The 26220-nt window shown below is 66.6% G+C and carries 27 protein-coding genes; 13 read left to right on the top strand and 14 right to left on the bottom strand.

What is annotated here, in order from left to right; all coding sequences use genetic code 11:
* Positions 1 to 716: 716 nt before the first annotated feature.
* Genes betI through betA form a run of 3 tightly spaced genes read left to right on the top strand, consistent with a single transcriptional unit; the run spans position 717 to position 4520 of the window.
* Entirely contained in the window at positions 717 to 1301 is a 585-nt protein-coding gene (betI, locus tag SY91_RS23980) for a transcriptional regulator BetI (protein ID WP_006480642.1), read from the top strand.
* A 32-nt stretch (positions 1302 to 1333) separates the two neighbouring features.
* On the top strand, positions 1334 to 2803 hold the full coding sequence (gene betB / locus SY91_RS23985; protein WP_023478092.1) for a betaine-aldehyde dehydrogenase: 1470 nt from the start codon (positions 1334 to 1336) through the stop codon (positions 2801 to 2803).
* A 16-nt stretch (positions 2804 to 2819) separates the two neighbouring features.
* Positions 2820 to 4520, top strand: a complete 1701-nt coding sequence (gene betA / locus SY91_RS23990) for a choline dehydrogenase (protein ID WP_023478091.1) — start codon at positions 2820 to 2822, stop codon at positions 4518 to 4520.
* A gap of 71 nt (positions 4521 to 4591) precedes the next feature.
* Here the strand turns inward: betA and SY91_RS23995 are convergent, their stop codons facing one another.
* From SY91_RS23995 to SY91_RS24020, 6 genes are all read right to left on the bottom strand, one after another.
* Positions 4592 to 5707 carry a hypothetical protein gene (locus tag SY91_RS23995; protein ID WP_023478090.1) on the bottom strand — a complete coding sequence of 372 codons (1116 nt, stop codon included), beginning with the start codon at positions 5705 to 5707 and terminating at the stop codon, positions 4592 to 4594.
* 408 nt (positions 5708 to 6115) lie between these two features.
* Positions 6116 to 6619 carry a hypothetical protein gene (locus SY91_RS24000; RefSeq protein WP_006480638.1) on the bottom strand — a complete coding sequence of 168 codons (504 nt, stop codon included), beginning with the start codon at positions 6617 to 6619 and terminating at the stop codon, positions 6116 to 6118.
* Positions 6620 to 6739: 120 nt separating this feature from the next.
* Positions 6740 to 7564 (bottom strand): OmpW/AlkL family protein, encoded by an 825-nt coding sequence (locus tag SY91_RS24005; RefSeq protein ID WP_011547079.1) that lies wholly within the window; start codon positions 7562 to 7564, stop codon positions 6740 to 6742.
* Between the two features lie 73 nt (positions 7565 to 7637).
* Positions 7638 to 8891 carry a DUF2957 domain-containing protein gene (locus SY91_RS24010; RefSeq protein ID WP_011547078.1) on the bottom strand — a complete coding sequence of 418 codons (1254 nt, stop codon included), beginning with the start codon at positions 8889 to 8891 and terminating at the stop codon, positions 7638 to 7640.
* A 71-nt stretch (positions 8892 to 8962) separates the two neighbouring features.
* Complete coding sequence (locus tag SY91_RS24015) at positions 8963 to 10561, bottom strand: DUF2957 domain-containing protein (RefSeq protein ID WP_023478170.1); 1599 nt, start codon at positions 10559 to 10561, stop codon at positions 8963 to 8965.
* A gap of 616 nt (positions 10562 to 11177) precedes the next feature.
* Positions 11178 to 11474: a cupin domain-containing protein gene (locus SY91_RS24020; protein ID WP_006480633.1), complete on the bottom strand. Its 297-nt coding sequence runs from the start codon at positions 11472 to 11474 to the stop codon at positions 11178 to 11180.
* Between the two features lie 185 nt (positions 11475 to 11659).
* On the opposite strand from SY91_RS24020, the gene SY91_RS24025 reads away from it, so the two are divergent.
* A complete protein-coding gene (locus SY91_RS24025; protein ID WP_162595473.1) occupies positions 11660 to 11896 on the top strand; it encodes a hypothetical protein in 237 nt (78 codons plus the stop codon).
* Positions 11897 to 11898: 2 nt separating this feature from the next.
* The gene (locus tag SY91_RS24030; protein ID WP_185921184.1) at positions 11899 to 12843 is read left to right on the top strand and encodes an ABC transporter ATP-binding protein; all 945 of its coding nucleotides are present in this window, start codon (positions 11899 to 11901) and stop codon (positions 12841 to 12843) included.
* Between the two features lie 20 nt (positions 12844 to 12863).
* Here SY91_RS24030 and SY91_RS24035 read toward each other — a convergent pair whose 3' ends face one another.
* Positions 12864 to 13916 (bottom strand): RNA-guided endonuclease InsQ/TnpB family protein, encoded by a 1053-nt coding sequence (locus SY91_RS24035; protein WP_185921185.1) that lies wholly within the window; start codon positions 13914 to 13916, stop codon positions 12864 to 12866.
* Positions 13917 to 14005: 89 nt separating this feature from the next.
* Here SY91_RS24035 and SY91_RS24040 point away from each other — a divergent pair, with 89 nt between their 5' ends.
* On the top strand, positions 14006 to 14767 hold the full coding sequence (locus tag SY91_RS24040) for an ABC transporter permease (RefSeq protein WP_011547075.1): 762 nt from the start codon (positions 14006 to 14008) through the stop codon (positions 14765 to 14767).
* A 161-nt stretch (positions 14768 to 14928) separates the two neighbouring features.
* On the top strand, positions 14929 to 16353 hold the full coding sequence (locus SY91_RS24045; protein ID WP_124478429.1) for an MFS transporter: 1425 nt from the start codon (positions 14929 to 14931) through the stop codon (positions 16351 to 16353).
* A 190-nt stretch (positions 16354 to 16543) separates the two neighbouring features.
* Here SY91_RS24045 and SY91_RS24050 read toward each other — a convergent pair whose 3' ends face one another.
* Positions 16544 to 16774 carry a hypothetical protein gene (locus SY91_RS24050; RefSeq protein WP_006480629.1) on the bottom strand — a complete coding sequence of 77 codons (231 nt, stop codon included), beginning with the start codon at positions 16772 to 16774 and terminating at the stop codon, positions 16544 to 16546.
* A gap of 155 nt (positions 16775 to 16929) precedes the next feature.
* Here SY91_RS24050 and SY91_RS24055 point away from each other — a divergent pair, with 155 nt between their 5' ends.
* From SY91_RS24055 to SY91_RS24075, 5 genes are all read left to right on the top strand, one after another.
* Positions 16930 to 18699 (top strand): ATP-binding protein, encoded by a 1770-nt coding sequence (locus SY91_RS24055; RefSeq protein ID WP_023478155.1) that lies wholly within the window; start codon positions 16930 to 16932, stop codon positions 18697 to 18699.
* A 159-nt stretch (positions 18700 to 18858) separates the two neighbouring features.
* Positions 18859 to 19290 (top strand): YciI family protein, encoded by a 432-nt coding sequence (locus tag SY91_RS24060; RefSeq protein ID WP_006480627.1) that lies wholly within the window; start codon positions 18859 to 18861, stop codon positions 19288 to 19290.
* 95 nt (positions 19291 to 19385) lie between these two features.
* Positions 19386 to 20192 (top strand): DinB family protein, encoded by an 807-nt coding sequence (locus SY91_RS24065; RefSeq protein WP_185921186.1) that lies wholly within the window; start codon positions 19386 to 19388, stop codon positions 20190 to 20192.
* The gene (locus tag SY91_RS24070) at positions 20189 to 20929 is read left to right on the top strand and encodes an alpha/beta fold hydrolase (RefSeq protein WP_023478137.1); all 741 of its coding nucleotides are present in this window, start codon (positions 20189 to 20191) and stop codon (positions 20927 to 20929) included. Before SY91_RS24065 ends, SY91_RS24070 begins: the two co-directional genes overlap by 4 nt.
* Before the next feature lie 96 nt (positions 20930 to 21025).
* Positions 21026 to 21913 carry an alpha/beta hydrolase gene (locus tag SY91_RS24075; RefSeq protein WP_006480624.1) on the top strand — a complete coding sequence of 296 codons (888 nt, stop codon included), beginning with the start codon at positions 21026 to 21028 and terminating at the stop codon, positions 21911 to 21913.
* A 160-nt stretch (positions 21914 to 22073) separates the two neighbouring features.
* Here the strand turns inward: SY91_RS24075 and SY91_RS24080 are convergent, their stop codons facing one another.
* Together SY91_RS24080 and SY91_RS24085 are read right to left on the bottom strand one after the other, a co-directional pair.
* Positions 22074 to 22304 (bottom strand): hypothetical protein, encoded by a 231-nt coding sequence (locus tag SY91_RS24080; RefSeq protein ID WP_011547068.1) that lies wholly within the window; start codon positions 22302 to 22304, stop codon positions 22074 to 22076.
* Positions 22305 to 22511: 207 nt separating this feature from the next.
* Positions 22512 to 23411: a hypothetical protein gene (locus SY91_RS24085; RefSeq protein ID WP_011694824.1), complete on the bottom strand. Its 900-nt coding sequence runs from the start codon at positions 23409 to 23411 to the stop codon at positions 22512 to 22514.
* Positions 23412 to 23489: 78 nt separating this feature from the next.
* On the opposite strand from SY91_RS24085, the gene SY91_RS24090 reads away from it, so the two are divergent.
* Entirely contained in the window at positions 23490 to 23828 is a 339-nt protein-coding gene (locus tag SY91_RS24090; RefSeq protein WP_011547066.1) for a helix-turn-helix domain-containing protein, read from the top strand.
* An 18-nt stretch (positions 23829 to 23846) separates the two neighbouring features.
* On the opposite strand, the gene SY91_RS24095 is transcribed toward SY91_RS24090, so the two are convergent.
* Genes SY91_RS24095 through pqqC form a run of 4 tightly spaced genes read right to left on the bottom strand, consistent with a single transcriptional unit; the run spans position 23847 to position 26220 of the window.
* Positions 23847 to 24164 carry a TonB family protein gene (locus SY91_RS24095; RefSeq protein ID WP_185921187.1) on the bottom strand — a complete coding sequence of 106 codons (318 nt, stop codon included), beginning with the start codon at positions 24162 to 24164 and terminating at the stop codon, positions 23847 to 23849.
* Positions 24082 to 25221, bottom strand: a complete 1140-nt coding sequence (gene pqqE / locus SY91_RS24100) for a pyrroloquinoline quinone biosynthesis protein PqqE (RefSeq protein ID WP_023478135.1) — start codon at positions 25219 to 25221, stop codon at positions 24082 to 24084. The genes SY91_RS24095 and pqqE overlap by 83 nt, the downstream gene beginning before the upstream one ends.
* A gap of 1 nt (position 25222) precedes the next feature.
* On the bottom strand, positions 25223 to 25504 hold the full coding sequence (pqqD, locus tag SY91_RS24105) for a pyrroloquinoline quinone biosynthesis peptide chaperone PqqD (RefSeq protein WP_006480620.1): 282 nt from the start codon (positions 25502 to 25504) through the stop codon (positions 25223 to 25225).
* Complete coding sequence (gene pqqC / locus SY91_RS24110) at positions 25501 to 26220, bottom strand: pyrroloquinoline-quinone synthase PqqC (protein WP_006480619.1); 720 nt, start codon at positions 26218 to 26220, stop codon at positions 25501 to 25503. Before pqqC ends, pqqD begins: the two co-directional genes overlap by 4 nt.

The following is a 26220-nucleotide window of genomic DNA, read 5'->3' on the forward strand; positions in this document are numbered from 1 at the left end:
TCCGGTGAATGCGGCGTCTCGACGTCGCGGCATGCTGCAAGTGCGCAATGGCTGGCGCCGGCTGCGGGGGCGGTCGATCGACACGGCCATCGCCGACGCGCCGCGGCAATTGCCGGCGGCGCCATTCATTCCTCATGGTGCGGCGCCATACTAATACGGTCGATATTACTTACTCAAGTCATTCCAAAAATCCCTCTACTCGGCCCGGAAATACGCCAAGTTCAAATTTTCTTATCAATTTATATGGTATGCGGAATCTCAAAAAGGATCATCGCAATCGTTTGCGAGCAATCCGATCCAGCATTCAAAAAACATAAATTATCGTTTCAATTCAATGAGTTGTATTGTTTAGATCGCTTGATTGAAACGGTTTTTAGAAAACTGCACGCCTCCACAATCCGATTTGACGATTTCATATCGTGAATAATATTTCAGTTTTCGACACTCTTTCGGTTTGTAATGAAATCGAGTCTGGAAACGGTCCTCTGCATTGCGTCATATTTTCATGGTCCGTTTTAAACAGATTCAAACTTAGTTAATCTTCTTTCAACCGTTTTTCCGCACCTGCACATGAGCTTCGGACGCGAAGCATCGTGCCCCGTTTGGAACGCAGTCTCCCCTTCGGCCCCGGTTTTTTATTGATTGAACGATCAATAAAAAACCGCTAAGCTCTCGACTTCCATGGACGACGGCCCGCCCGGGCGAAGGGAGTCACGATGCCGAAAGTCGGAATGCGGGAGATACGCCGCGCACAGTTGATCGACGCCACGCTGCGCTCGATCGACGAAGCGGGCCTGCCCGGCACGACGCTCGCATCGGTCGCGCAACGCGCGAACATCTCTACGGGCATCGTCAGCCATTACTTCGGCGACAAGGACGGCCTGCTCGAAGCGACGATGCGGCACGTGCTGCGCGACCTGTGGTCGGCCACCACGCGCCGCCGCGTCGCCGCACGCAAGGACCCGCGTTCGCGGCTGCGCGCGGTCGTCGCCGCGAACTTCGACGACACGCAGGTCAGCGCGCCCGTGATGAAGACGTGGCTCGCGTTCTGGTCGCAGAGCATGCACGACCCGATGCTCAAGCGCCTGCAGCACGTGAACACGCGGCGCCTGCATTCGAACCTGTGCGCCGAATTCGCGAAGGCCTTGCCGCTCGCGAAGGCGCGCGAAGCCGCCAGCGGCCTCGCCGCGCTGATCGACGGCCTGTGGCTGCGCGGCGCACTCGCCGGCGGCCCGATCGACACCCGGGCCGCTTTGAAGCTCGCCCACGATTACATCGACCTGCTGCTCGCGTCCGACTGACGCGCGACGCAGTCGCCCTCAAGGAGATCCTCATGTCCGTATACGGTTTGCAGCGCCTCTACATCGGCGGCGGTTACGTCGACGCCACCAGCGGCAAGACTTTCGACACCTTCGATCCCGCCACCGGCGAACTGCTCGCGCAGGTGCAGCAGGCCAGCGCGGCCGACGTCGACCGCGCCGTTGCGTCCGCCCAGGAAGGCCAGCGCGAATGGGCCGCGATGACCGCGATGCAGCGCTCGCGCATCCTGCGTCGCGCGGTCGACCTGCTGCGCGAACGCAACGACGAACTCGCGGCCATCGAGACGCGCGACACCGGCAAGCCGATCGGCGAGACGCTCGCGGTCGACATCGTCACCGGCGCGGACGTGATCGAGTACTACGCGGGCCTCGCGACCGCGATCGAAGGGCTGCAGGTGCCGCTGCGCGCCGAGTCGTTCGTCTATACGCGCCGCGAGCCGCTCGGCGTGTGCGCGGGCATCGGCGCATGGAACTATCCGATCCAGATCGCGTGCTGGAAGACGGCGCCCGCGCTCGCGGCCGGCAACGCGATGGTGTTCAAGCCGAGCGAAGTCACGCCGCTGACCGCGCTGAAGCTCGCGGAAATCTATACGGAAGCCGGCGTGCCGGCCGGCGTGTTCAACGTCGTGCAGGGCGACGGCTCGGTCGGCGCGCTGCTCACCGGTCATCCGGGCATCGCGAAGGTGTCGTTCACCGGCGGCGTCGAGACCGGCAAGAAGGTGATGTCGCTGGCCGGCGCATCGTCGCTGAAGGAAGTGACGATGGAGCTCGGCGGCAAGTCGCCGCTGATCGTGTTCGACGATGCGGACCTCGATCGCGCGGCCGACATCGCGGTGACCGCCAACTTCTTCAGCTCGGGCCAGGTCTGCACGAACGGCACGCGCGTGTTCGTGCACCGCTCGATCAAGGACGCGTTCACGCAGAAGGTGCTCGAACGCGTGAAGCGCATCCGCGTCGGCAAGCCGACCGATGCCGACACCAACTTCGGCCCGCTCGTGTCGGCCGCGCAGCTCGACAAGGTGCTCGGCTTCATCGAAAGCGGCAAGGCCGAAGGCGCGAAGCTGCTCGCGGGCGGCACGCGCCTGACCGACGGTCACTTCGGCAGCGGCCAGTACGTCGCGCCGACCGTGTTCGGCGACTGCCGCGACGACATGAAGATCGTGCGCGAAGAGATTTTCGGGCCGGTGATGAGCATCCTCGAGTTCGAATCGGAGGACGAAGTGATCGCCCGCGCGAACGACACGCACTACGGCCTCGCGGCCGGTGTCGTGACCGAGAACCTGTCGCGCGCGCACCGCGCGATCCATCGCCTCGAAGCCGGCATCTGCTGGATCAACACGTGGGGCGAATCGCCGGCCGAGATGCCGGTTGGCGGATACAAGCAATCCGGTGTCGGGCGCGAGAACGGCATCACGACGCTCGAGCACTACACTCGAATCAAGTCGGTGCAGGTCGAGCTCGGCCGTTACAACCCGGTGTTCTAAGACAAGGAGATCCGTCATGACGACACGCGAATACGACTACATCATCTGCGGCGCGGGTTCCGCGGGCAACGTGCTCGCAACGCGCCTGACGGAAGATCCGGACGTCACGGTGCTGCTGCTCGAAGCGGGCGGCCCCGACTACCGCTTCGACTTCCGCACGCAGATGCCGGCGGCGCTGGCCTATCCGCTGCAGGGCCGCCGCTACAACTGGGCGTACGAGACCGATCCCGAGCCGCACATGGACAACCGCCGGATGGAATGCGGGCGCGGCAAGGGGCTGGGCGGCTCGTCGCTGATCAACGGGATGTGCTACATCCGCGGCAACGCGCTCGACTACGACAACTGGTCGACGCACAAGGGCCTCGAGAACTGGACGTATCTCGACTGCCTGCCGTACTTCAAGAAAGCCGAGACGCGCGACGTCGGCCCGAACGACTATCACGGCGGCAGCGGCCCCGTGTCGGTCACGACCAGCAAGCCGGGCGTGAATCCGCTGTTCGAGGCGATGGTCGACGCGGGCGTGCAGGCCGGCTATCCGCGCACCGACGACCTGAACGGTTATCAGCAGGAAGGTTTCGGCCCGATGGACCGCACCGTCACGCCGAAGGGCCGCCGCGCGAGCACCGCGCGCGGCTACCTCGACCAGGCAAAGGTGCGGCCGAACCTCGAGATCGTCACGCACGCGCTCGCCGACCGCATCCTGTTCGACGGCAAGCGCGCGTCGGGCGTGACCTACCTGCGCGGCAGCGAGCGCGCGACCGCGCATGCGCGCCGCGAAGTGCTCGTGTGCAGCGGCGCGATCGCGTCGCCGCAACTGCTGCAGCGCTCGGGCGTCGGTCCCGGCGCGTGGCTGAAAGAACTCGACATTCCGGTCGTGCTCGACCTGCCCGGCGTCGGCCAGAACCTGCAGGATCACCTGGAGATGTACATCCAGTACGAGTGCAAGGAGCCGGTCTCGCTGTACCCGGCGCTCAAGTGGTGGAACCAGCCGAAGATCGGCCTCGAATGGATGCTGAACGGCACGGGCCTCGGCGCGAGCAACCACTTCGAGGCGGGCGGCTTCATCCGCACGCGCGACGACGACCCGTGGCCGAACATCCAGTATCACTTCCTGCCGGTGGCGATCAACTACAACGGCTCGAACGCGATCGAGATGCATGGCTTCCAGGCGCACGTCGGCTCGATGCGCTCGCCGAGCCGCGGCCGCGTGAAGCTGCGCTCGCGCGATCCGAACGACCATCCGAGCATCCTGTTCAACTACATGGCCGAAGCGCTCGACTGGCGCGAGTTCCGCGATGCGATCCGCGCGACGCGCGAGATCATGCGGCAGCCGGCGCTCGACCGCTATCGCGGCCGCGAGCTGAATCCGGGCGCCGACTGCAAGAGCGACAAGGAACTCGACGCGTTCGTGCGCGCCCGTGCGGAAACCGCGTTCCATCCGTCGTGCTCGTGCAAGATGGGCTACGACGACATGGCGGTGGTCGATGAAGAAGGCCGCGTGCACGGGCTCGACGGGCTGCGTGTCGTCGATGCGTCGATCATGCCGATCATCACGACCGGCAACCTGAATGCGCCGACGATCATGATCGCCGAGAAGATCGCCGACAAGATCCGCGGCCGCACGCCGCTCGCGCGGGTCGACGTGCCGTACTTCGTCGCGAACGGCGCATTGGCGAGGAATGTCGCGAAGGCCGTGCGACAACCCGAGACGGTCTGACGAAGACGGCGCCTGCCCGGGCGCCGCGATACCCCCGCGCGGCTCGCGGCGTTCTCGCCGCGAGCCGCATTTCATCGTGCCTTCTCGTTTGCGCTGCGCGGCCCGGCTGCCGAAACGCCCCGCATCCGCTTGGCGCGGACGATCGGGTTCCTGCGCGACGTCAGGCTCATCGCGTCGCGCAGGCGGTCGAATGCGACATCCTCCTTCGCCCCGAAGCGGCTGACCGCCGGCCATGCGAGCACATGGTCGAGCCACGTCTGCCAGGTGTCGCCATGAAACCGGCGGCCGATTGCCCTTACCGTATCCGGCGCGGCGATCGCGATGCCCGCCAGCAGGTAGTGGGCCCAGAAGCTGCCCGCGCCGATCAGTCGATCGAGCCGGCACACGGCGAGCGCGGCAAGCAGCCCGTCCATCGACGCGAGATCGGCGCGATGCGTTCTGATGGCTTGCGCGACGAAGTTGTGCCGACCGCCATACGCATGAACGGAAACGCCGTTGCCCGCGGCGAGTTCGGCCGAGAACATCGCGAGCGCAGCCATCTCGTCGACACGCGTTGCGTCGTCGCGCGGGCCGCATACGCGCAACACGATCGCATCGATGACCGCGCCGGGACGAATCGGTGTTTCCGTGCTCGTTGCCGCGACCGCGGTCAGCCTTTCTCTCAGGTTCTTCGCAGGCGGCGTCTCATGCGGCCCGTCATGTTCATTCGCGACGCGTTCGATCGCGACTTCGCCATGACATTCGACGCCATCGGCGATCCGTTCGAGCGCGGCCCAGCCGACGTCGGGATCGTCGAATGCGCACGCATCGATCACGCCATGCGCGGTGTCGAATACGGCACGCGAGCCGGGGCAGCGACGCTCGGCGTCCGCAAGCTGCTGCGCGGAGGGCACATGCGCGCACGCGCCGAGCGGATCGGCCGGATCGCATGCGCAACCGCCGCCGTCGGTCGCGATCCACGGGACCAGCCGGTGGAGCACGGCCGTCGCTTCGCGGGACAGACGCGCGCCAGTTCCCGCACGGATTGCATACGAAGCGACGACGAGCGTGTCGCCGACGTCGGTCGCGGCCATCGCGCAAACCGCCGTGTCGAGATGGTCGATCAGGTACTGCAACCACGCGGCCGTGCGCAGCCGGTCGGGCGTCGCGCCGCGGGCATCGCCATACTTTGCTGGATCGGTCAGCATGGGTCGTCCGGGATGGTTCTGGCCAATTGGCCTGGTTTTGTTTCAATCGGATCGGGAGGCGCCATACACGCCACGCCGGCCCTGCAACTCCGCCCGTGTCGGATCGCGACACGGGCGGTCAACCGGCCGTCACGCTGGTAAGCATGACGGCTCGCATGAATCGGTGAAGCGGAAACTCGCCTATGCGCCGCCCGGCTCGCATGCGCGACGGGCGCCCCGCTTTGCGACGCCGACTGCACGCGGCGCTTCGGCAATCGATGGACGGCGGCACAAACGGCTACGCTACCAGACGCATCCGGCCGTCGCGCCGATACGCGCGACGGCACGAACCCATCAAGGCCGCGGACCCCGCCGCGCATGCCGCACGGCCCTCGTGCGCGGCGGGTCCCGGCTTCGATCGTGCGACGCTTACTGCACGTGGAACTTCGGCGACGTCAGGACCGTACCGGTCACCGTGCAGTCCGGCGTCAGCACGGAGTTGTTGAACGCCAGCGACGAGTTCGCATCGCTCCACGCGGTCACGACCTTGCTCGGCCCGCAAGTACCGAGCAGCGTGACGTTCACCTTCACGTTGTTGATCGACAGTTGCGTCGTGCTGTCGGCCTGCCCCGTCCACGGCGACGTGCTGCTCGCGCTGCCGCTGATCAGGCCGCACGTCGCGCCGCCCGCGAACGTCGTCGACGTGATGTTGACGATGCCGGTCGACGTGATCGTGCCGTTGAAGGTCGCGGTACAACTGGCGTTGATCGATCCCTTGCTGAGATTCGTGAGCCCCGTCGCCGAGAACGGCTCGCCGTTCGGATTCATCGGCTGGCCGTCGGCACGCGACACGGTGACGGCGAAAGCAGGCGCGGCCGAAACCGCGGTGAAAGCCACTGCAGCAACAAGCGATACGATTTTGCGAATGCTCATTTGAACTGCCCCTCTCTTCACAAATGGCGGCACGCCGCCAGGAACGCGACCGTCCGGCCGGAACGGTCCGGCCAGCCGGTCGCAGGAAGCCGCCGGCACGCGTCATGCGCGCCGGTCGGCTCAGAACTTGTAGGAAATCCCGACGAACGTGATCAGCGGGTCAGCCTTCAGCCGCGTGCGCGTGGTCGCGAGCGTCGAGCCGTCGGCCGCCTTGATCACCAGCGACGAGTAGGTCTTCAGCGGCATGTAGGTCAGCGTCGCCGTGAGCCCCCAGTGCTTGTCGATCGCGTAGCTCGCGCCGATGTTGTAGACGGGCGTGAACGACGACGACGCCTTGCCCTCCACCGACGTCGCGCCCGGCTTGCCGGCGCCGGCGGCGAGCACGCTGCCGAGGTTCTCGTTGATGTCCTTCGCGAAGTTGCCGTTCAGTTCGATGTTGCTGAACCAGCTGTAGGCCACGCCGATCCCGACGAACGGACGAAACTTGGCCGTCGACGAATTGAAGTAGTACTGCAGGATGATCGTCGGGCTCCACTGCCGCGCATTCTTCACCGCCGGCTGGTTCGCCGACTTGTCCATGTCGACGTTGCCGAGCGCGCCGGCCGGGCCGGGCGGCCTGATCACGCCGTGTCCGGTCAGCGTGAATTCCGGTGGCACGCCGAGCACCGACGTCACCGCGATGTGATCGGTGAAGAAGTGCGTGAGCGTGAGGCCGACCGTATCGGCGTTGTTGACCGTCAGGCTCGTGCCCGGCGACGTGAACGAACCAGGCAGGCGCAACGGCCCGTTGATCGGCATGCTCGCGAGATTCGTCGTCAGCCCGTTGGTCGAATCCTGCGGCATGATGTGCAGCCAGCCCAGCGTCGCGACGTTGTCGCCCGCCTGCTGGGCCGATGCGAGCGTCGATACGCCAGCGACGACACCCGCGACAATCAGCTTCTTCATGAAGTCTCCCCCTCATTCTGTCCGGGCGCCGCGCATTCGCGCGCGGCGCCGCCGTGTCTCCATCCACACGCGGTCACTGCACGAACGCGCCGACCGTGAAGTACGGGTTGCTCGTATCGGCCATGTCGAGGAACCCGAACACGCCGCCGGTGAACACGAACTTGCCGGTCGCCGGCCCCGATGCCGCATCCGCATGCACGGTCGTCACGACGCCCGGCACCTTCTGCGTGTAGTCGAGGTTCAGCGCGCGCGTGAGCGCGGCCTGCGACGCGTTGAACGGGTCGAGCAGCGTGGCCTGCGCGCCGACGAGCGCGGTCGCGCGGTAGTTGAATGCGCTGTCGACGCCGGTGTACTCGCCGTCCTGCGAGCCCTGCGCGACCGCCGTCCGCGGGCTCAGGAACGAGATCCCCGATTCGTCGTCCGCGCTCGGCGGGCCTTGCGTGAGGTCCGCGTTCGCGGCGCCGGTGCGGATGAAAACCGGCACGAGCTGGTTGCGCAGCCTGCCGACGATCAGAATCCCCTTGCCGGCCTTCGCCGGATCGAGCGCGGCGAGCGTCGGCGGAATCTGCGGCAGGTAGTTGAGCGACTGGAATGCCGGCGCATCGGGGCGCAGCGTGAACGGCTGGTTCACGGTCGCGCTCGACGCAAGCGGCTGTCCGCCGTTCTTCTTGCCGAAGTTGTCGGTTTCCGTATAGCTGCCGTCCGCGTTGATCGTCACCTGCTGGTCGAGCGCCACCGGCTGGAAGTTCTGCGACGGCACCTGGTGATAACCGAGCTGGTTGTACGTACCGGCGATCTTCGTCAGGTCGGTCTCCAGCGACGAGAAGCTGATGAACGGGTAGTACGGAAACGTCGTCTTCGTGATCTTGCCGACGCCGATCACGCCGTCGAACTGGATCGTCGCGCCGGGGATCGCGCCGCCCAGCACGCCTTCGCCGAGGAACAGCCGCGCGGGGCGGCTCGGGTCGAGGCTCGCGTTCTGCATCCGGAACGTGCACTGGTTCAGCTTCACCGTCGGCAGCCCCGTCTCGTCGGCCAGCGTGCCGTCGACCACGTTCGCGGGCGCGGTGTCCCGCGTCGGCTGCACGGTACCCGTGGTGGCGGGCACCGGCGACGCGAGGTAGGTCATCCGGTACGTCATCTTCGTCGTGTCGAGCTGCACCTTCACGAGCTCGCCCGACCCCGACCCGCCGATGAACACCGTGTTGTAGTCGATCGTCTGCGGGCACAGCCGGACCACCGGCGCGGGCGGCGGGTCGCCGTCTCCGCCGCACGCGGCCAGCACGGGCGCGAGCGACGCCGCGGCCATCCATTGTTTCAAATTCATAGGAATCCTCTTGAAATTCGATTCGCCGGCGGCGACGCGTGCGCCGCCGGTGTGACGTGTTCGATACGGGGTTACTGGACGAACGCGCCGATCGTGAAGAACGGGTTGACCTTATTGTCGTTGACGACCATCGCGTAGACGTTGCCGGCCGTCACGAGCCAGCCCGTGTCGCCCTTGCCGAAGATCGCCGCGTTGCCGTTCGCGCCCTTCGCGTTGAAGTCCTGCGCGGCCGTCACCCTGATCTTGCCGGGCGTGGCCTGCGTATAGTCCAGCGCGAACTGCGAGGTGACCGACGACGTCTGCGGATCGATGAATGCCGCGGTACTGCCCTGGAACAGCGTGGACGTATAGTTCGCCGCCAGCGTCGACACGGCGGTGCCGTCGTTGCAACTGCCGGCGACCGAATAGAACGCGTTGTTGGCGAAGATGCCGGGCAGGTCGGGGTGCGGCACGTTCGGGTTGAAGCTCGGCCCCGCCGACGCCAACTTGTTCCCCTGGCCGCTGGATGTCACGATGCCGCACGCGGAGGCACTGGTCGCGCCGATGTATCCGCCCTTCAGGGAGTTCGCGACAATCGCCTTCGTCGACGACAGCATCGAGATGCCGACTTCGGCATCGGCGACCGAGGCGAGCAGATTGACCGTATCGACGTGCGTGTAGCCGACACGAATCACGATCGGCACGAGTACGCCGTTCAGCCTGCCGACGATCATGATGCCTTTCGCCTGGCTCGGTGCGATGATCAGCGTCGAGCTCTGCCCCGCGATCGGATACCCCTGCCCCCCGGCCGGATTGCTCACGAATACATTGTCCGCCGATCCGTCCGCGTTCTTGCGCTGCGCCCACGGCGTCCCGGTCGTCTGACACGAGTAGTCGCTGCCCTGCGTGATCGAGCACGAGCCGTCCGCATTCAACGTCTGATTCCAGTTGACGACGTCGGATTCCCAGCCGACCGCCCCGGTCGGGCTCTGCCCATCACCGCCGATGGGCGACAGATGGATGCCGACCTCGTTGTAGTTGCCCGCCACTTTCGAGAAGTCGGTTTCGGTGTCGGTGAAGCCGATGAACGGATAGAAATCGAAGGTGCGCGACGGGACGACACCGAGCGTGATGCCCGGCAGCAGCGGGATACCGGCGAACGCGATCGTCGCCCCCGGAATCCCGCCGCCCACCACGCCATTGCCGACGAACAGCATCGGCGGATCGGCACGGTTGATCGTCACCGAATACGCGCCGTCGCTCGTCGCGCCGCTGTCGAGCACGAACGCGCAACGGTTCTGCTCGGCGGTCGGAAGCGTGGTCGGATGATGGAACGCGCCGCTGATCGTCAGGCCCGCACGCGTGTTGTTGACTTGCCCTGCCGAGGTCGGCACCGACGATTCGATGAACTGCATCTGGTAGGTGAGCTTCGTCGTGTCGAACTTCACCTTCACGTACTCGCCGCTGCCGGCGCCGCCCGTATATGTCGTCGTGTAGTCGAGCGCGTCCGGACACAGCTTCGTCACGACGGGCGGCGTCGTTTCGGCGCCGCTCGGCCCGCAGGCGCTGCCCGAGCACTGCGGTACGGTGATCGGCCCCGGATCGTCGCCGCCGCCACAACCGGCGACGAACGGCAGCGCCAGCACCGCGCACGACAGGATCGCCTTCCGCCATTCAGGAATCCAAATCATCAACCCCTCCTTTTCAGGTACGACAAGTCTCGTCCGGCCGGGCTGCATGGCCCGCCGGTTGGTATCGCGCCGTCGCACGAAGGCGCGGCGCATGACGATGCACGCAGGACTGCCGCGAGGCCGGTCAGGCCCATGCGGCACACGCCGCGGCGGCAGACGAACGCGCTCCCGCGGCGCCGTCATGCGGCACGGCGCCGTCGGAACGATCGAAACGGAATTGGGTCGCCGCTACACGGCGAAGTGACGATGCAGGCACGCGACCTGTGTCGCGCCTGCATTCAGCGAAAAATCGGAAAACGACAGTCCCGCTGGGCCCTCGAATAGGCGTCTCATGATTTGGTCTCCATACGTACGCTTGATTCGTTATCGTGATGCGTCGTTTGTCGAGACTATGATCGGACCATTCGCGCAAGTAAATGGATGCAGAGTTCCAAACGACGGAACCCGCGCAATCCTAGCGTTTATACGGTATTTAACAGATTTTCAAACAGCCTTCATTTTATTTGCTCAGACAAATACCCGGGCCGTGGAACACGCGTTTGAACGGCGACCGCCAATCCGCGCCGAGCCACGCCAGCCGGGCTTCAGCGGCCCGCGCGCATGTTGCGGCGCAACCTCACACGTCGATGATCGCGAGCGTGCCGTGGCTGCCGGGCAGCACCGCGTGGCGCGTGCCGGCGTGCGCGAGAAACATCTGGCCGGCCCCGACCACGACCGTTTCCGCGTCGACCTCGAGCATCAGCGTGCCGTCGAGCACCAGCAGCCCCTCGTTGTAGTCGTGCACTTCGGCTTCGTACGGCTGCGCATCCATGCGCAGCACCTTGATCCGCGCCGGGCCGACTTCGCCGACGATCGTGGATTTCCATGCGGCCGCCTGCGCGTCCGCCACGGATTTGAAATCGATCAAAGACATGCGCCCCGCTCCGTATCGCCGTGAAAGGAACGCATTATCGCGAGCGCCGCGCGCGCCGTCCCGGTACGGCGCGAGGGCATGCAGGCAGCACAGTCGGCCAGCCGCTCGGGCGGCAACGCGAGCGTGGCCCGATTCCCCGAAAACCCGCCGGATTATTCGCATCGCTCAAATAAAGCATCGAATCATTGAGCGATATCACGGCAATTCACGCCAATCCGGCAACGGCAGTGCCCGGCCTTTCCATCAGAATGCATTTCGATCTGCCGATTGCTAATATGGCGGTCCCGCGATCCCGCACCACCCTGCCGTTCGACATGACGCCCGCTCGCCGTGCCGTGCCCGGTCCCGGCCGCTTCGCAGCGGCGGCGGCGCCGGGCATGCGCGGCGCCCGCCGTCGCGCCGGGCGGCCGTGCCATCCGTGAGCATGCAACCGATCCTTTCCGTCTCCGACCTTTCCAAGACTTACGCGTCCGGCTTCCAGGCGCTGAAGCACGTGACCCTCGACATCCGCCCCGGCGAGATCTTCGCGCTGCTCGGGCCGAACGGCGCCGGCAAGACGACGCTGATCGGCTCGATCTGCGGCATCGTCACGCCGACCGAAGGCCGCGTGACGGTCGGCGGCCACGACATCCGCGATCAATACCGCGCCGCCCGCGAAATGATCGGCCTCGTGCCGCAGGAGCTGACCACCGACGCGTTCGAAACCGTCTGGGCGACCGTGTCGTTCAGCCGCGGCCTGTTCGGCAAGGCGCCCGATCCCGCGTACATCGAGAAGACGCTGAAGGCGCTGTCGCTGTGGGACAAGCGCGACAACAAGCTGATGACGCTGTCGGGCGGCATGAAGCGCCGCGTGATGATCGCGAAGGCGCTGTCGCACGAGCCGCGCATCCTGTTCCTCGACGAGCCGACGGCCGGCGTCGACGTCGAGCTGCGCCGCGACATGTGGAAGCTCGTCGATTCGCTGCGCGAAAGCGGTGTGACCATCCTGCTCACCACGCACTACATCGAGGAAGCCGAGGAGATGGCCGACCGGATCGGCATCATCCTCGGCGGCGAGCTCGTGCTCGTCGAGGAAAAGCGCGAACTGATGCGCAAGCTCGGCAAGAAGCAGCTCACCGTGCAGCTCGAGCACCCGCTCGCCGAGATGCCGCCCGCGCTCGCGCCGTTCGGGCTCGAACGCACGGAAGACGGCGCCGCGCTCGTCTATACGTACGACTCGCAGCGCGACGACGCGAGCATCGCGAAGCTCATCAACGCGCTCGGCTCGGCCGGCATCGGCTTTCGCGACCTGCACACGACGCAGAGCTCGCTGGAGGACATTTTCGTCAGCCTGATCGACAACCGCCGCAACGGCGTGCAAGGAGCCTGACGCTTGACGTCCTCCCCTCCCTAAAGGGAGAAGATTCCCACACCTGGCGATGCACGTCCGCATCGGAGAATGTTCAACGCAGCGTTGGTATCTCGATCATGCTCGGCACCACAGTCACTACAGGCCCACTCTCTTATTCGCAGTCCCGCGATACCTTTCGGCCGCGTCGTGCTGTCTCTCGACCCGCACGACGAACAGGACTGGGTCGAACCGCTTTCGTCGACTTCCTCGAACGTGGCTCCGTGCGCGATCGCTTTGTAGCGGAGCTTGTTTCGGAAGGACGACCAGGACGCGTCGTAGACGCTTTTCGCCATCCTGGTTCTGGCGAGTTTTGCGGCCGACACGTTGCCGACCGCGATGTAATCGAAGCGCCGCACCAGATCGAGCGCGAGCTTGTGTTGGAAATCGGCACGGGCGTTCGCCACCTTGGCGTGCAGCTTCGCGATATGTCGTTTGTGCTTTCGCGCCCGCTGAGCTTTCCCCAGCTTCTCCACCGCACGCCTGCCGAACCGGTCATTTGGCAGCTTCTCGCCGGTCGAAAGTGTGGCGAAGTCTTTCAGGCCGAGATCGATGCCCACACCGGAACGGATAGGTCGGGCCGGAACATCGGGCATCTCGATCACGATGTTGAGAAACCAGTTGCCGCGTGCATCCTGTGCAAAGTTGGTGCCGTCCTTGATCTTGCCTTCGGGAAGCGGTCGGCTGTTGAACACGCGAAACGTGTTGCCGGCGAAACGGAACGCGTCACCCTCGCGCTTCAGGTCACGCCCCTTCAGCGGCACCCAGCCCAGCGATTTCCTGCCGCGATAGCGCAGGTAGGGCCGGCGGTGCTGACTGCGCGACTTCGCGTATTGCTCACACGTCGCGTTGATCGTGCCGGAGTGAATACCGAGTTCTTTGCTGCTGCCGGTCGTCAGCACGTTCAGGTCGAATCCAGTCGGCCACTTCTTGCCCCACTTGAGCGCGTGCTTCTGCGTGTCGTTGCAGAAGTTCCAGACGTAGTTCACCGCGCGGCTCTGCTTGTTAAGCAGTCCGTTGAGCGACTTCACCCGGTAGCGATAGACAAGAATCATGCCGGTGATCCTAACCCGTGGAAGAAGCTGTCTGTCAACAGCAATCCTTTCCTCCCCGTCCTGAAGGACGGGGTTTCTCGGAGCAACTGATGAACTGGCAAGGAATTCGCGCGATCTACCGCGCAGAAATGGCCCGCACGCGCCGCACGCTGATGCAGAGCATCATCGCGCCGGTAATCTCGACGTCGCTGTATTTCGTCGTGTTCGGCTCCGCGATCGGCTCGCGCATCAGCGACGTGAACGGCATCGGCTACGGGTCGTTCATCGTGCCGGGCCTCGTGATGCTGTCGCTGCTGTCGCAGAGCATCTCGAACGCGTCGTTCGGCATCTACTTCCCGCGCTTCACCGGCACGATCTACGAGATCCTGTCCGCGCCCGTGTCGTACTGGGAGATCGTGATCGCGTACGTCGGCGCGGCCGCGTCGAAGTCGATCCTGCTCGGCGTGATCATCCTCGCCACGGCCGGCCTGTTCGTGCCGCTGCACATCCTGCATCCGTTCTGGATGGTGCTGTTCCTGGTGCTGACGGCCGTCACGTTCAGCCTGTTCGGCTTCGTGATCGGCATCTGGGCCGACAGCTTCGAGAAGCTGCAGCTCGTGCCGCTGCTGATCATCACGCCGCTCACGTTCCTCGGCGGCAGCTTCTATTCGGTCGACATGCTGCCGCCCGCGTGGCGCGTCGTCACGCTGTTCAACCCGATCGTCTACCTGATCAGCGGCTTTCGCTGGTCGTTCTACGGGATCGCCGACGTGCACGTGTGGATCAGCCTCGCCGCGACCGCGCTGTTCCTCGTGATCCTGCTCGCGATCGTCGCGTGGATGTTCCGCACCGGCTACAAGCTGAAGAATTGACGCCGGCGGGCGTCACGCGCCTCGCCCGCCGATGACGCATTTGGGCAAGCAGGCGGCGCTTTTCCTCTGATGCGGCAGTTTGTGGTCGCGTCTACTGAATACGAAGCATCGGGGCCCTGGAGCATACGCTGCGCGGCCCCTTTTTCATTTCAGAGGACGCCATGCCCGCCGCCACCGCTCCCGCCTCCGCCGCCGCCCGGCTCGAACGCCTGCCGTTCTCCGGCTATCACAAGCGCATCTTCTTCATCATCGCGATCGCGTTCTTCTTCGATTCGGTCGACCTCGGCACGATGACGTTCGTGCTCGGCTCGATCCGCAAGGAGTTCGGGCTGTCGACCGCGGCCGCCGGCCTCGTCGCGAGCGCGAGCTTCTTCGGGATGGTGCTGGGCGCGGCCGTGGCCGGCCTGCTCGCCGACCGTTTCGGCCGCCGGCCCGTGTTCCAGTGGAGCATGGTGCTGTGGGGCGCCGCGTCGTACCTGTGCTCGACCGCGCAGAGCGTCGACGCGCTGATCGTCTACCGCGTGCTGCTCGGCATCGGGATGGGGATGGAGTTTCCGGTCGCGCAGACGCTGCTGTCTGAATTCGTGCCGACCGAGAAACGCGGCCGCCTGATCGCGCTGATGGACGGCTTCTGGCCGCTCGGCTTCATCACGGCCGGCATCGTCGCGTATTTCGTGCTGCCGCAGTTCGGCTGGCGCACCGTGTTCGCGCTGCTCGCGATTCCGGCCGTGTTCGTGCTCGTCGTGCGCCGCATCGTGCCGGAATCGCCGCGCTGGCTCGAACATGCGGGCCGGCACGCGGAAGCCGACACGGTCATGCACGCGATCGAGGCGAAGGTGATGCGCTCGGCCGGCGTCACGACGCTGCCGCCGCCGTCGCGGCTCGCCGAACCGGCCGCCGCGCGCGGCCGCGGCGCGCTGCGCGAGATCTGGAGCGGCGTGTACCGCCGCCGCACGGTGATGGTGTGGCTGCTGTGGTTCTTCGCGCTGCTCGGCTTCTACGGCCTCACGTCGTGGCTCGGCGCACTGCTGCAGCAGGCCGGCTTCGAAGTCACGAAATCGGTGTTCTACACGGTGCTGATCTCGCTCGGCGGCGTGCCGGGCTTCCTGTGCGCCGCGTGGCTCGTCGAACGCTGGGGCCGCAAGCCGACCTGCATCGCGTCGCTGATCGGCGGCGCCGCGATGGCGTACGCGTACGGCCAGAGCGCGCTGTACGGCGGCAGCACGACGCTGCTGATCGTCACGGGCCTCGCGATGCAGTTCTTCCTGTTCGGGATGTGGGCGGCGCTGTACACGTACACGCCCGAGCTGTACGGCACCGGGGCGCGTGCGACGGGTTCGGGCTTCGCGTCGGCGATCGGCCGGATCGGCTCGCTGATCGGGCCTTACGTGGTCGGCGTCGTGTTGCCGGTGTTCGGCCAGGGCGGCGTGTTCACGCTCGGCGCGCTGTCGTTCATCGCGGCGGCCATCGCCGTGTGGACGCTCGGGATCGAGACGAAGGGCCTCGCGCTGGAACAACTGGCGGCAGGCGACGATGCGGGCGGCAGCGGCCGGTATCCGGCGGCGGCAGCGGACGAGGCGTCCTGATCGCTAACGTTGGTTTTCAAGCTGCTTCGAGCCGAATCCAGGCACTCGATCTCGACATCGCTCTGCCGATGCACGGTCCGGCGATCACGCAAGACATCCCGCGCGTGCTCGCCGGCGCAATCGCTCACGGCAAAACCGCCGCCGCGTCAGCCGCGGAGGCGGTAATACGACAGGGGTACCGCAGGGGCCGTCACGCGTCGGCGACGACGAACTCTTCGGCCGCCTTGCGCTGGACCGCGGCCATCACGGCCAGTTCGCGCTTGCTGCGCGCGTCGCCGGACACGACGCCCGTCGCGTGCTTCGCTTTCGCACCCGGCGGGAAGAAGACGAACGACGCGCCGGCCGGGGCTGCCGGCTCCGCGCGCAGGCGTTTGTTCAGGATTTTCAGGTACTTCTTCTTCGAGACTTCCTTAGCAGCCATGGCGCCCTCCGCGTAAACGTGGTGTGGACCAGCATACCAGCTTTGCCGAGGCGCTCCGTGACAGCGGCCGCGCGAATCGATCTGCTTTAAAATGGAGCCCGCTTACGCGACCTGCCGCACCGCCCGCGGCCGCATGTCCTCATCGGAGCGCTTCCATGCATGTCGAGTTGTTCGCGCAGCATCACGCTTGCCCCGGCTGGCAGGGCGACATGGCCCGACGCATTACCGCATTCGACTGGTCGGCCACCGGGCTGGGCCCGCTCGACGGCTGGTCCGCCAGCCTCGTCGCGGCGGTCCGCACCGTGCTCGCCTCGCCGTTGCCGCTGGTGATGCTGTGGGGCCGCCCCGGCTACATGATCTACAACGACGCGTATGCCGGATTCGCCGGCGGCCGTCACCCGTATCTGCTCGGTCAGCCGGTCGAACTCGGCTGGCCCGAAGTCGCCGATTTCAACCGAAACGTGATGAACACCTGCCTCGCCGGCGGCACGCTGTCCTATCGCGACAAGGCCCTCGTGCTGCTGCGCAGCGGCCGCCCGGAAGATGTCTGGATGGATCTGCACTACAGCCCGCTGCCCGACGACGAGGGTGCACCGGGCGGCGTGCTCGCCGTCGTGGTCGAGACCACCGAGCGCGTGCTCGCCACGCGCCATCGCGATCGCGCGGAAGCGGCGCTGCAGGCCTCCAATGCCGAGCTGCGCGAGCTGACTGAAACGCTCGAACAGCGCGTGACCGACGCGATCGCCGAGCGTGCGGCGATCGAGGAGCAGTTGCGTCACGCCCAGAAGATGGAAGCGATCGGCAACCTGACCGGCGGCATCGCGCACGACTTCAACAACGTGCTGCAGGTGATCAGCGGCAACCTGCAGATCCTCTCCGTCGAACTCGGCGCCCATGCGAGCGCGCAGCCGCGGATCGAGAACGCGAACAATGCCGTGCGGCGCGGCGCGCAACTGGCGTCGCACCTGCTCGCGTTCGCGCGACGCCAGCCGCTTGCGCCGACCACGCTGAACCCGTGCCGGCTGATCGACGGCATGAACGAGATGCTGCACCGCGCGCTCGGCGAAACCGTGCGGATCGTCTCCGCGCTGGCGCCCGACGTCGGCAACGTGCTCGCCGACCGGCACCAGCTCGAAAACGCGCTGCTGAATCTCGCGATCAATGCGCGCGATGCGATGCGCGGCGGCGGCACGCTGACGATCGCCGCGTACAACAGCACGCAGCCCGGCCACGCGGCCGGCACGCGCGGCACAACGATGCCGCCCGGCGAATACGTGACGTTCGAGATCGCCGACACGGGCATCGGCATGACGGCCGACGTGCTCGAACGGGTCTTCGAACCCTTCTTCACGACCAAGCCGGACGGCGAAGGCACCGGGCTCGGGCTCAGCATGGTGTTCGGTTTCGTCAAACAGAGCGGCGGCCACGTGTCGATCGACAGCACGTCCGGCCAGGGCACCACCGTGCGCCTCACGTTTCCGCGCTGCCACGAGGCAGCCGACGAACCTGCCCGCACGCCGCAGCACGACGCGGTGCGCGGCCGCGAAACGATCCTCGTCGTCGAGGACGATGCGGATGTCCGGCTGACGGTGGTCGACATGCTCGCGCAGCTCGGCTACAAGGTCATCACGGCGTCCGACGGCGAAGCCGCGCTGCGCGTGCTCGACAGCGAAACGCCGATCGATCTGCTGTTTACCGACGTGATCATGCCGGGCCGCGTGAAGGGCGGCGAACTCGGACGCCGCGCCGCGCTACGCAAGCCGCCGTTGCCGGTGCTGTTCACGTCCGGCTATACGCGCGACGAAATCTTCCACGCGGGGCGGCTCGACCCCGGCGTGATGCTGCTCGGCAAGCCGTACCGGCGCGACGAACTCGCGGCCCGGATTCGCAGCGTGCTCGATGCGCAGCAGGCCGACGCGGCATGACGCATCGCCGATACGGCGCCTTTCGCGATTTCGATCGCCGCTGAATTTTTTGCCCGCGATGTCGATTCCCGTCGCCGTCGCGCGTCGTGTTGTCGTAACCGATCGTTTTGCCGTCGTACCGCCGGCAAACGCCCTATTCCCGTTCAAGGAGAAACGACAATGCGCGTCATGGTCATCGTCAAAGCCACCGCCGATTCCGAATCCGGCCAAATGCCCGACACCGAACTCATGGCTGAAATGGGCCGCTTCAATGAAGAACTCGTGAAAGCCGGCATCCTGCTCGCCGCCGACGGGTTGCGCCCGAGCAGCCACGGCAAGCGCGTGCACTTTTCCGGCAAGAACCGCTCGATCATCGACGGTCCGTTCGCCGAAACGAAGGAACTCGTCGCCGGCTACTGGCTGTGGCAGGTCAAATCGATGGAGGAAGCCGTCGAATGGGTGAAGCGCTGCCCGAACCCGATGCCCGGCGACTCCGACATCGAGATCCGCCCGCTGTTCGAGATGGAGGATTTCGGCGACGCATTCACGCCGGAGCTGCGCGAGCAGGAAGCGCGGATGCGTGCGGAAGTCGACGCCCGACAGCAGCGCTGAGCGGCAGGCCGGCGGCGCACGCGCCCCGGAGGAGCCGGTTGACGAGCCCCGGTCAGTAACGTATCGTTTTGACACGTTACTGACCGGGGCTCGTCATGCATTCCCGTTTCGACCGTTTCCGCTCGACCCCGCTCGGCGCCCAGCTCGAAGCGCTGATCGAACAGCCCGAGCGCTATCTCGAGTTCGCGGCGCTGTCGCGCGTCGGCGTCGCCGCGATCGGCGCGATTCAGGACGAGATCGCGCACAAATTCCCCGAAATCGAAGCCGACACGACGGCCCGCCAGTTCTGCGGCGCGATGGTCGCCGACGTGATGCGCCGCCGCGGCCACGAGGTCGTGCAGGCGCGCGGCCGGCTCGGCGGTGCGCTGTTCAGCTATGGCGCGGTGTTCAGCGCGTGCCCGCACCGGCTGCCGTTCGCCGATGTCGTCGCCGCGCTGGCGCACATGCCGGCCCGGCTCGCCGCCTATGCGGCGCATGTGCCGGCCGCGCTGGCCACGCGCCGCCCGGCCGGCACCGGCTTCTCGCTGGTCGAACATGCGTGCCACCTGCGCGATCTCGATGCGGTGTTCGCCGCGCGCATCGACGCCGTGCGCACGGCCGAGTTGCCCGTGATCGAGTCCGTCGACGGCACCGCGCTCGCCGCGCAACGCGACTACCTCGCGCAGCCGCTCGATCTCGCCGTCGCGGCGTTCGGCAGCGGGCGCACCGCGCTGTGCGCCACCGTGGCCGCGCTGGAACCGGCGCAACTCGCACGCTGCGGGCTGCGCGACGGCATCCGCCGCATGTCGCTCGACGAACTCGTGCGCGAGTTGCTCGACCACGACCGTACGCACCTGCTCGAACTCGACGAACTGCTCGCCGAACTCGAATTGCCGCCGCTTCCTTCAGCACACGCCGCATGATCCAGCCCACGCCCGTCGTCTTCATTCACGGTTTCATCGGCACGTTCGACGTGCGCGGATGGAACGGCCCGCATCTGCGCCCCGACCTGCTCGGCTACGGCGTGCATCGCGCCGCGCCGCCCGACCCGATCTCGCTTGCCGCGCAAGTCGAGCATGTGCGACAAACCGTCGAGATGCACTTCGGGATGCAGCCGGTCGATGTCGTCGGCCATTCGGTCGGCGGCGCGATCGCGATGCTGTTCGCGCATGCGCACCCCGAACGCGTGCGGCGCATCGTCAACGTCGAAGGCAACTTCACGCTCGACGATGCGTTCTGGTCGGCATCGGTCGGCCGCATGACGCCCGGCGAAGCCGATGCGATGCTCGACGGCCTGCGCGCGGCCCCGCTCGACTGGCTGCGCGGCGCGATCGACCACCCGACGCCCGGCCAGCTCGACGACGCACGCCGCTCGCTCGCGCATCAGCCGGCATCGACGCTGCGCGCGATGGGCCGCTCGGTGGTCGACACGACCGGCGATGCGGGCTACCTGCCGGCGCTCGCACTGGTGTTCGACCGTCATCCCGTCTGGCTGATCGCCGGCGAACGCTCGCGCGCGGGCTGGCACGTGCCGGCCTTCGCGCTCGCACGCTGCGCCGGCTTCGACACGATCGCCGGCTGCGGGCACCTGATCGCGGCCGAGCGGCCCGACGCATTGCGCGCCACCCTCGAACGCATCGTAGGCGAGCCGTCTGCCTGACAACCCGTAGGATTCGCCGAAATATGGTTGAAAGGCGCGGTTGCTAGAGTCGCCGGAACAGGGTTTTCCCGGCATCCGGCCGGACTGGATCGACACATGCAAGGATCGATGCGCCTGGCACGTACTTTCTGGCTGCTTCTGCTGCTCGCCGTCACGAGCCCTGCCTTCGCCTTTCACGCGCGGGTCGTCGCGATTCCGAGCGCCGCGATGAGCGAAACGCTCAAGGCCACCATCGTGCTGCCCGACGATTACGCGCGCGACAACCACGGCGAACGTTACCCCGTCGTCTATCTGCTGCACGGCTCGGGCGGCGACCATACCGACTGGACGTCGAACACGCACATCGCCGCGCTCGCCGACCGTTATCACGTGATCCTCGTGATGCCCGACGGCGGACACGAAAGCTGGTACATCGACAGCCCGTTCGATTCGGGCAGCCGCTACGAGACCTTCGTCGGCGATGAAGTCGTGTCCTATGTCGACCTGCATTTCCGCACGATCGCCACCCAGCATGCGCGCGCGATCACCGGGCTCAGCATGGGCGGCTTCGGCGCACTGCGCATCGCGCTCGACCGGCCCGAGACGTTCGGCGCGGTCGGCAGCATCAGCGGCGCGGTCGATCCGCGCTGCTGCACGGACGAGCCGGGGATCGCCCACGTGTTCGGCGATCCCGACCGCCATCCGTCGTTCTGGAACCGCAACGTGATCGCCGAAAGCGCGCGGGCGTTCGTGCGCGCGCATCTCGACCTGACGATCGATTGCGGCCGCGATGATGCATTCGTCGATTCGAACCGCACGCTGCACGAACGGCTCGTCGCGCTCGGCGTGCCGCACGACTATGCGGAGCGGCCGGGCGGCCATACGTGGGATTACTGGGCGAATGCGATCCGCTACCAGATGCGGTTCTTCGCGACGTCGTTCCAGCATCGCGGTTACGCGTCTCGTGCCGCGCCGTCCGCGCCGGGCATGACGCGCGCGGGCTGACGCACGGCTAGCCCTTAGCCTTTGCAGCGGCGGCTATCCGGTCGCAGGCTGCCAGGCCTGAAAATCGAAACGGGATGATGGACCGGCACGCCGGGCAACACACCCGGCAAGAAGATGAACGCGCGCCGCCCGACGCGCGAAAAGAGAAACGACGAAGCCGTCAGTTGCCGTGCGTGGTGTCCGCGCCGACGACGCGATCGAAGAATTCCTGCGCACGCGCCAGCTCGTCGAGCGCGCGATCGAGACGCGACATCGCGCGGGCGTATTCGGCCGACGAGCCGTCGTCGTCGCTTTCGCCGCGCACCGCGCGAAACGCCTGGTCGACGTTGCGCGTCGCTTCGACGAAGCGTTGTGCGGCCTGTGCTTCCGGCGAACAGATGTGGGTCGACATCGACACTCCTCCCTCGGGATTGCAGTGTGAAGCACGCCGACGCTCAGTGTGCGTGGTACGCATGTCGGCGGCATGAACCACGAGCCGTCGCGTGTCGACGCATCGGCCGCCGCACCGCGCGCTTCGTGCCGATTGTCGCTCCGCGCTCGCCGCTCCGCTACGGCGAGATTGCAACAAATTCTTGCGCGAACGGCTACGCGCGTGGCGTCACGCGCGCCCGACGCGCGGATGCGCCAACCCCGCGAACGCGGCCGCTTCGCCCGGCGACAGGTCGAACAGATCGCCGGTGAGATCGCGCGGATGCTCGGCCGCGGGCCGGTTGCGCAGGCGCGCGACATGCGTGGGCGCGACATACGCGGCGGCCGTTTCGAGCGGCGGCACGTCGAACAGATCGCGCGTGACGCCGCGCACGGCATCCGTCGGCGAACGGCCGCGCAGGCGCGCGACCAGCTCGACGAAGCGATCGAAATCGCCCGCGCGCGTGGCCTTGTTCACTTCCGCGAGATCGCGCGCCTTCAGCACGCACGGCTGCGCAAGCCGCACGAAATACGGCGCCTCGAGCTCGACCGACAGCGCGAGCGGGTAGCTCTTGCCCGTCTGCTCCTTCGCCCGCCCGATGCAGTCGACCACGGCCGCCCCTTGCGCGGCGCCCAGCGGCTTGCCGGTGCTCACGCTGCGCAGGTGGTCGGGAAACACGCGCAACTGCGTGCCGACCGTCAGCGCGGTGGACGACGCGCACACGAGCGCGTAGTGCTGCTCACGACGCCGGCCCGACGGCAACGTCGAGCGGCTGGCGATGAACGTATGCGGCGGCAACGGCCGCACCTGCCCGCTGGCGTCGACCCACGCATTCCACAGCAGCGCGTCCTTGCGCGCGCCCGCACGCGGACGCGACGCGACCGGCGAAAACAGCGCGAGCAACGAACCCGTGCGATGCGCGGCGACTTGCGCGCTGCTGCCGAGCGGCTGGTTGATGCCCCACAGAAAACGCCCGCCCCCGAGCCGGCGCTCCCATTCCTTGCGGAGCACGACGGTCGGCAGTTCCTCGCCGGACTCGGTACCGATCTTGGTCCAGCAGAACGTGGGAGGGAGGTGTTTCAGTGTCATCAACTTTCTCGGGATACAGCCTCGCTGCTGACAGCAAGCCCATTCAACAGCCGTAACTGTATAGGTATAATGCATCACATGGAAGCCCCGGACCAGGATTTTCCCGTTCAAGACCTGTTGCGCCGCCTGATGGCAGATACACGCTCGTCCAGCGAAATCGCGCGACTTTCCGGGGTCAGCCAGCCCACCGTATCGCGCCTTCGGCTGTCGAACGGGCACCGGCTGCGCCGTAGCGCGCCATTCAACAAGCTATGCAGTTTCTATGGTGTCGATACCGAGCCGTCGCGCCGCCGATACAACGACCTGCTGCGCGACGCGATCGTCGACGCGTGGGACGGCTCGGACGAGCACGGGCGCGCACTGCTGGTCGTGATTCAGGGGCTGAAGGATTTGCAGGCGAAGGCAGATGACGGGTAATCGCGGCAACGTACCCGGTCATTCATCGAGATTGAACGTGATCGGCACGCGCGCTCGCATCGGCGTCGGCGTGCCGTTTTCTACCTGCGCGGCGCAGCGGCTTGCCAGTACCGCATCGCGCGTCGCGGCATCGAGGCGCGGATAGCCCCTGCCGGGCGGCAGCGACACGCGCGGCGACCGCCCGGCCGCATCGGTTTCCGGTTCGACGAGCGCGGTGCCGTGTTTCCCCTGCCGTCGTCCGGGCCGCGCCTCGTCAGCAATCGCACGCCGCGCCGCATTGCGCGAGCGAATTCTCCTTGCTGCGAAAAACCAGCGGCTGTTCGTCGCTCGGCGCACGACGTCGCGCGAACTGCACGGCCTGTTCGACCTGACCGTGATGGGCGGACTTCGCGCACACCGGGTCGGCCTCCCGCGGATCGCCGGCCAGCAGGTAGGCCTGACACCGGCAACCGCCGTGATCCGCATGCCGCTCGTCGCACGTGCGACACGGCTCGCGCATCCAGTCGTCGCCACGAAACGCGTTGAACGCGTCGCTGTCGTACCAGATGTCCCGCAGCGACCGGTCGCGCACGTTCGGCAACGCGAGCCCCGGCAGCGACCGCGCGGCATGGCACGGCAGCGCGGTACCGTCCGGCGCGACGCCGAGGAACACCGAGCCCCAGCCGTTCATGCAGGCCTTCGGGCGGCGCTCGAAATAGTCGGGCACGACGAACAGGATCTTGCAACGCTCGCCGATCAGCTTGCGATAGCGGTTGACCGTGTCCTCCGCCTCGCGCACCTGCTCGACGGTCGGCATCAGTTGGTCGCGATTGAGCATCGCCCAGCCGTAATACTGCGTGTTCGCGAGCTCCAGGTAGTCGGCGCCGAGATCGAGCGCCATCTCGATGATCTGTCCCACGTGCGGCAGGTTGTAGCGATGCAGCACGCAGTTGAGCACCATCGGGTAGCCGTGCGCCTTGATCAGCCGCGCCACGTCGCGCTTCAGTTCGAACGTGCGCGTGCTGGTCAGGAAATCGTTCAGCTCGCGCGTCGAATCCTGCAGCGACAACTGGATGTGATCGAGCCCGGCGGCCTTGAGCCGCTCGATGCGCGCGACGTTCAGCCCGATGCCCGACGTGATCAGGTTCGTATAGAAGCCGAGCCCGCGCGCATGCGCGACGAGCGTCTCGAGGTCGCCGCGCTGCAGCGGCTCGCCGCCCGAGAAGCCGATCTGCGCGGCGCCGAGCGCGCGCGCGTCGCTGATGACCGTGCGCCACGCATCGGTGTCGAGTTCCGCGCCGTGCGTCGCGAAGTCGACCGGGTTGTAGCAGAACGCGCAGTGCAGCGGGCAGCGGTACGTGAGTTCCGCGAGCAGCCACAGCGGCGCGGACGGACGGGGGGTGTCGGGCGTCATGTCAGTCCAGCCAGCCGCGCAGTCGCGCATGATCGAGAAAACGGTACACGTCGGTCGCGAGATCCGATTGCATGAACAGGCGCTCGAGCTCGCCGATGATGTCGTCCAGTTCGCGCGTGCCGTCGCAGCGCGCGAGAATCTCGCCGGCGCTCGGGTTCAGCTTGACCATGCCCTCCGGATAGAGGAGCACGTACGCATCCTGGGCCGCCTCCCATTGCAGGCGGTACATGCCCCTGAGGCAGGGGCGCAGCGGCACGCCGCTGGCGGCTTCGATCGCGTTCATAACGGGTAGGCCTTTTCGACGGCGTCGAGCATCGACCACAGGATGTCGAGCTTGAATTGCAGAATGCCGAGCGCGCGCTGCTGCGCCTCCGGTGTCGTGAAATGCGCGAGCGTCACCGCGAGCCCATGCTCGACGTCGCGCTGCGCGAGCGGCACGCGGCTGCGGAAGTAATGCAGCCCGGCCGGCTCGATCCACGGGTAATGCGACGGCCAGCCCGCGAGCCGGTCGAGATGGATCTGCGGCGCGAACATCTCGGTCAGCGACGAGCACACGGCTTCCTGCCACGGCGCGCGCCGCGCGAAGTTCACGTACGCATCCACCGCGAAACGCACGCCGGGCAGCACGTGTTCGAGCGACCACAGCTCGTCGCGCGTGAGGCCGCACGCTTCGCCGAGCCGCACCCACGCCTCGATGCCGCCTGCGTTGTCGCCCTGCCCGTCGTGGTCGATCAGCCGCTGAATCCAGCGGCGTCGCGTCTCGCGGTCGGGGCAGTTCGACAGGATCGCCGCATCCTTGAGCGGGATGCAGATCTGGTAGTAGAAGCGGTTCGCGACCCAGCCGCGGATCTGCGTGGGCGAACAGGCGCCGCTGTTGAGACGCCGGTTGAACGGATGATGAATGTGATAGCGCGATTCGAGCGCACGCAGGCGCGCCTCGAATTCGGTCGCGGTCCAGGGCGTCGCGTGCAACGCCGTAGCGGGGATCGGTGCGTTCAT

This window comes from Burkholderia cenocepacia, assembly GCF_014211915.1.
GTDB lineage: Bacteria > Pseudomonadota > Gammaproteobacteria > Burkholderiales > Burkholderiaceae > Burkholderia > Burkholderia orbicola.

Excerpts from the sequence above, each read along its gene's own strand:
- SY91_RS24035 (WP_185921185.1), bottom strand. The coding sequence starts at position 13,916 with ATGATTCTTGTCTATCGCTACCGGGTGAAGTCGCTCAACGGACTGCTT.
- SY91_RS24055 (WP_023478155.1), top strand. The coding sequence starts at position 16,930 with ATGCATGTCGAGTTGTTCGCGCAGCATCACGCTTGCCCCGGCTGGCAG.
- SY91_RS24085 (WP_011694824.1), bottom strand. The coding sequence starts at position 23,411 with ATGACACTGAAACACCTCCCTCCCACGTTCTGCTGGACCAAGATCGGT.
- SY91_RS24010 (WP_011547078.1), bottom strand. The coding sequence starts at position 8,891 with ATGAATTTGAAACAATGGATGGCCGCGGCGTCGCTCGCGCCCGTGCTG.
- SY91_RS24075 (WP_006480624.1), top strand. The coding sequence starts at position 21,026 with ATGCAAGGATCGATGCGCCTGGCACGTACTTTCTGGCTGCTTCTGCTG.
- SY91_RS24000 (WP_006480638.1), bottom strand. The coding sequence starts at position 6,619 with ATGAGCATTCGCAAAATCGTATCGCTTGTTGCTGCAGTGGCTTTCACC.
- betB (WP_023478092.1), top strand. The coding sequence starts at position 1,334 with ATGTCCGTATACGGTTTGCAGCGCCTCTACATCGGCGGCGGTTACGTC.
- SY91_RS24005 (WP_011547079.1), bottom strand. The coding sequence starts at position 7,564 with ATGAAGAAGCTGATTGTCGCGGGTGTCGTCGCTGGCGTATCGACGCTC.
- SY91_RS24060 (WP_006480627.1), top strand. The coding sequence starts at position 18,859 with ATGCGCGTCATGGTCATCGTCAAAGCCACCGCCGATTCCGAATCCGGC.
- pqqC (WP_006480619.1), bottom strand. The coding sequence starts at position 26,220 with ATGAACGCACCGATCCCCGCTACGGCGTTGCACGCGACGCCCTGGACC.
- betI (WP_006480642.1), top strand. The coding sequence starts at position 717 with ATGCCGAAAGTCGGAATGCGGGAGATACGCCGCGCACAGTTGATCGAC.
- pqqE (WP_023478135.1), bottom strand. The coding sequence starts at position 25,221 with ATGACGCCCGACACCCCCCGTCCGTCCGCGCCGCTGTGGCTGCTCGCG.
- betA (WP_023478091.1), top strand. The coding sequence starts at position 2,820 with ATGACGACACGCGAATACGACTACATCATCTGCGGCGCGGGTTCCGCG.
- SY91_RS24070 (WP_023478137.1), top strand. The coding sequence starts at position 20,189 with ATGATCCAGCCCACGCCCGTCGTCTTCATTCACGGTTTCATCGGCACG.
- SY91_RS24090 (WP_011547066.1), top strand. The coding sequence starts at position 23,490 with ATGGAAGCCCCGGACCAGGATTTTCCCGTTCAAGACCTGTTGCGCCGC.
- SY91_RS24050 (WP_006480629.1), bottom strand. The coding sequence starts at position 16,774 with ATGGCTGCTAAGGAAGTCTCGAAGAAGAAGTACCTGAAAATCCTGAAC.
- SY91_RS24020 (WP_006480633.1), bottom strand. The coding sequence starts at position 11,474 with ATGTCTTTGATCGATTTCAAATCCGTGGCGGACGCGCAGGCGGCCGCA.
- SY91_RS24080 (WP_011547068.1), bottom strand. The coding sequence starts at position 22,304 with ATGTCGACCCACATCTGTTCGCCGGAAGCACAGGCCGCACAACGCTTC.
- pqqD (WP_006480620.1), bottom strand. The coding sequence starts at position 25,504 with ATGAACGCGATCGAAGCCGCCAGCGGCGTGCCGCTGCGCCCCTGCCTC.
- SY91_RS23995 (WP_023478090.1), bottom strand. The coding sequence starts at position 5,707 with ATGCTGACCGATCCAGCAAAGTATGGCGATGCCCGCGGCGCGACGCCC.
- SY91_RS24045 (WP_124478429.1), top strand. The coding sequence starts at position 14,929 with ATGCCCGCCGCCACCGCTCCCGCCTCCGCCGCCGCCCGGCTCGAACGC.
- SY91_RS24040 (WP_011547075.1), top strand. The coding sequence starts at position 14,006 with ATGAACTGGCAAGGAATTCGCGCGATCTACCGCGCAGAAATGGCCCGC.
- SY91_RS24030 (WP_185921184.1), top strand. The coding sequence starts at position 11,899 with ATGCAACCGATCCTTTCCGTCTCCGACCTTTCCAAGACTTACGCGTCC.
- SY91_RS24015 (WP_023478170.1), bottom strand. The coding sequence starts at position 10,561 with ATGATTTGGATTCCTGAATGGCGGAAGGCGATCCTGTCGTGCGCGGTG.
- SY91_RS24065 (WP_185921186.1), top strand. The coding sequence starts at position 19,386 with ATGCATTCCCGTTTCGACCGTTTCCGCTCGACCCCGCTCGGCGCCCAG.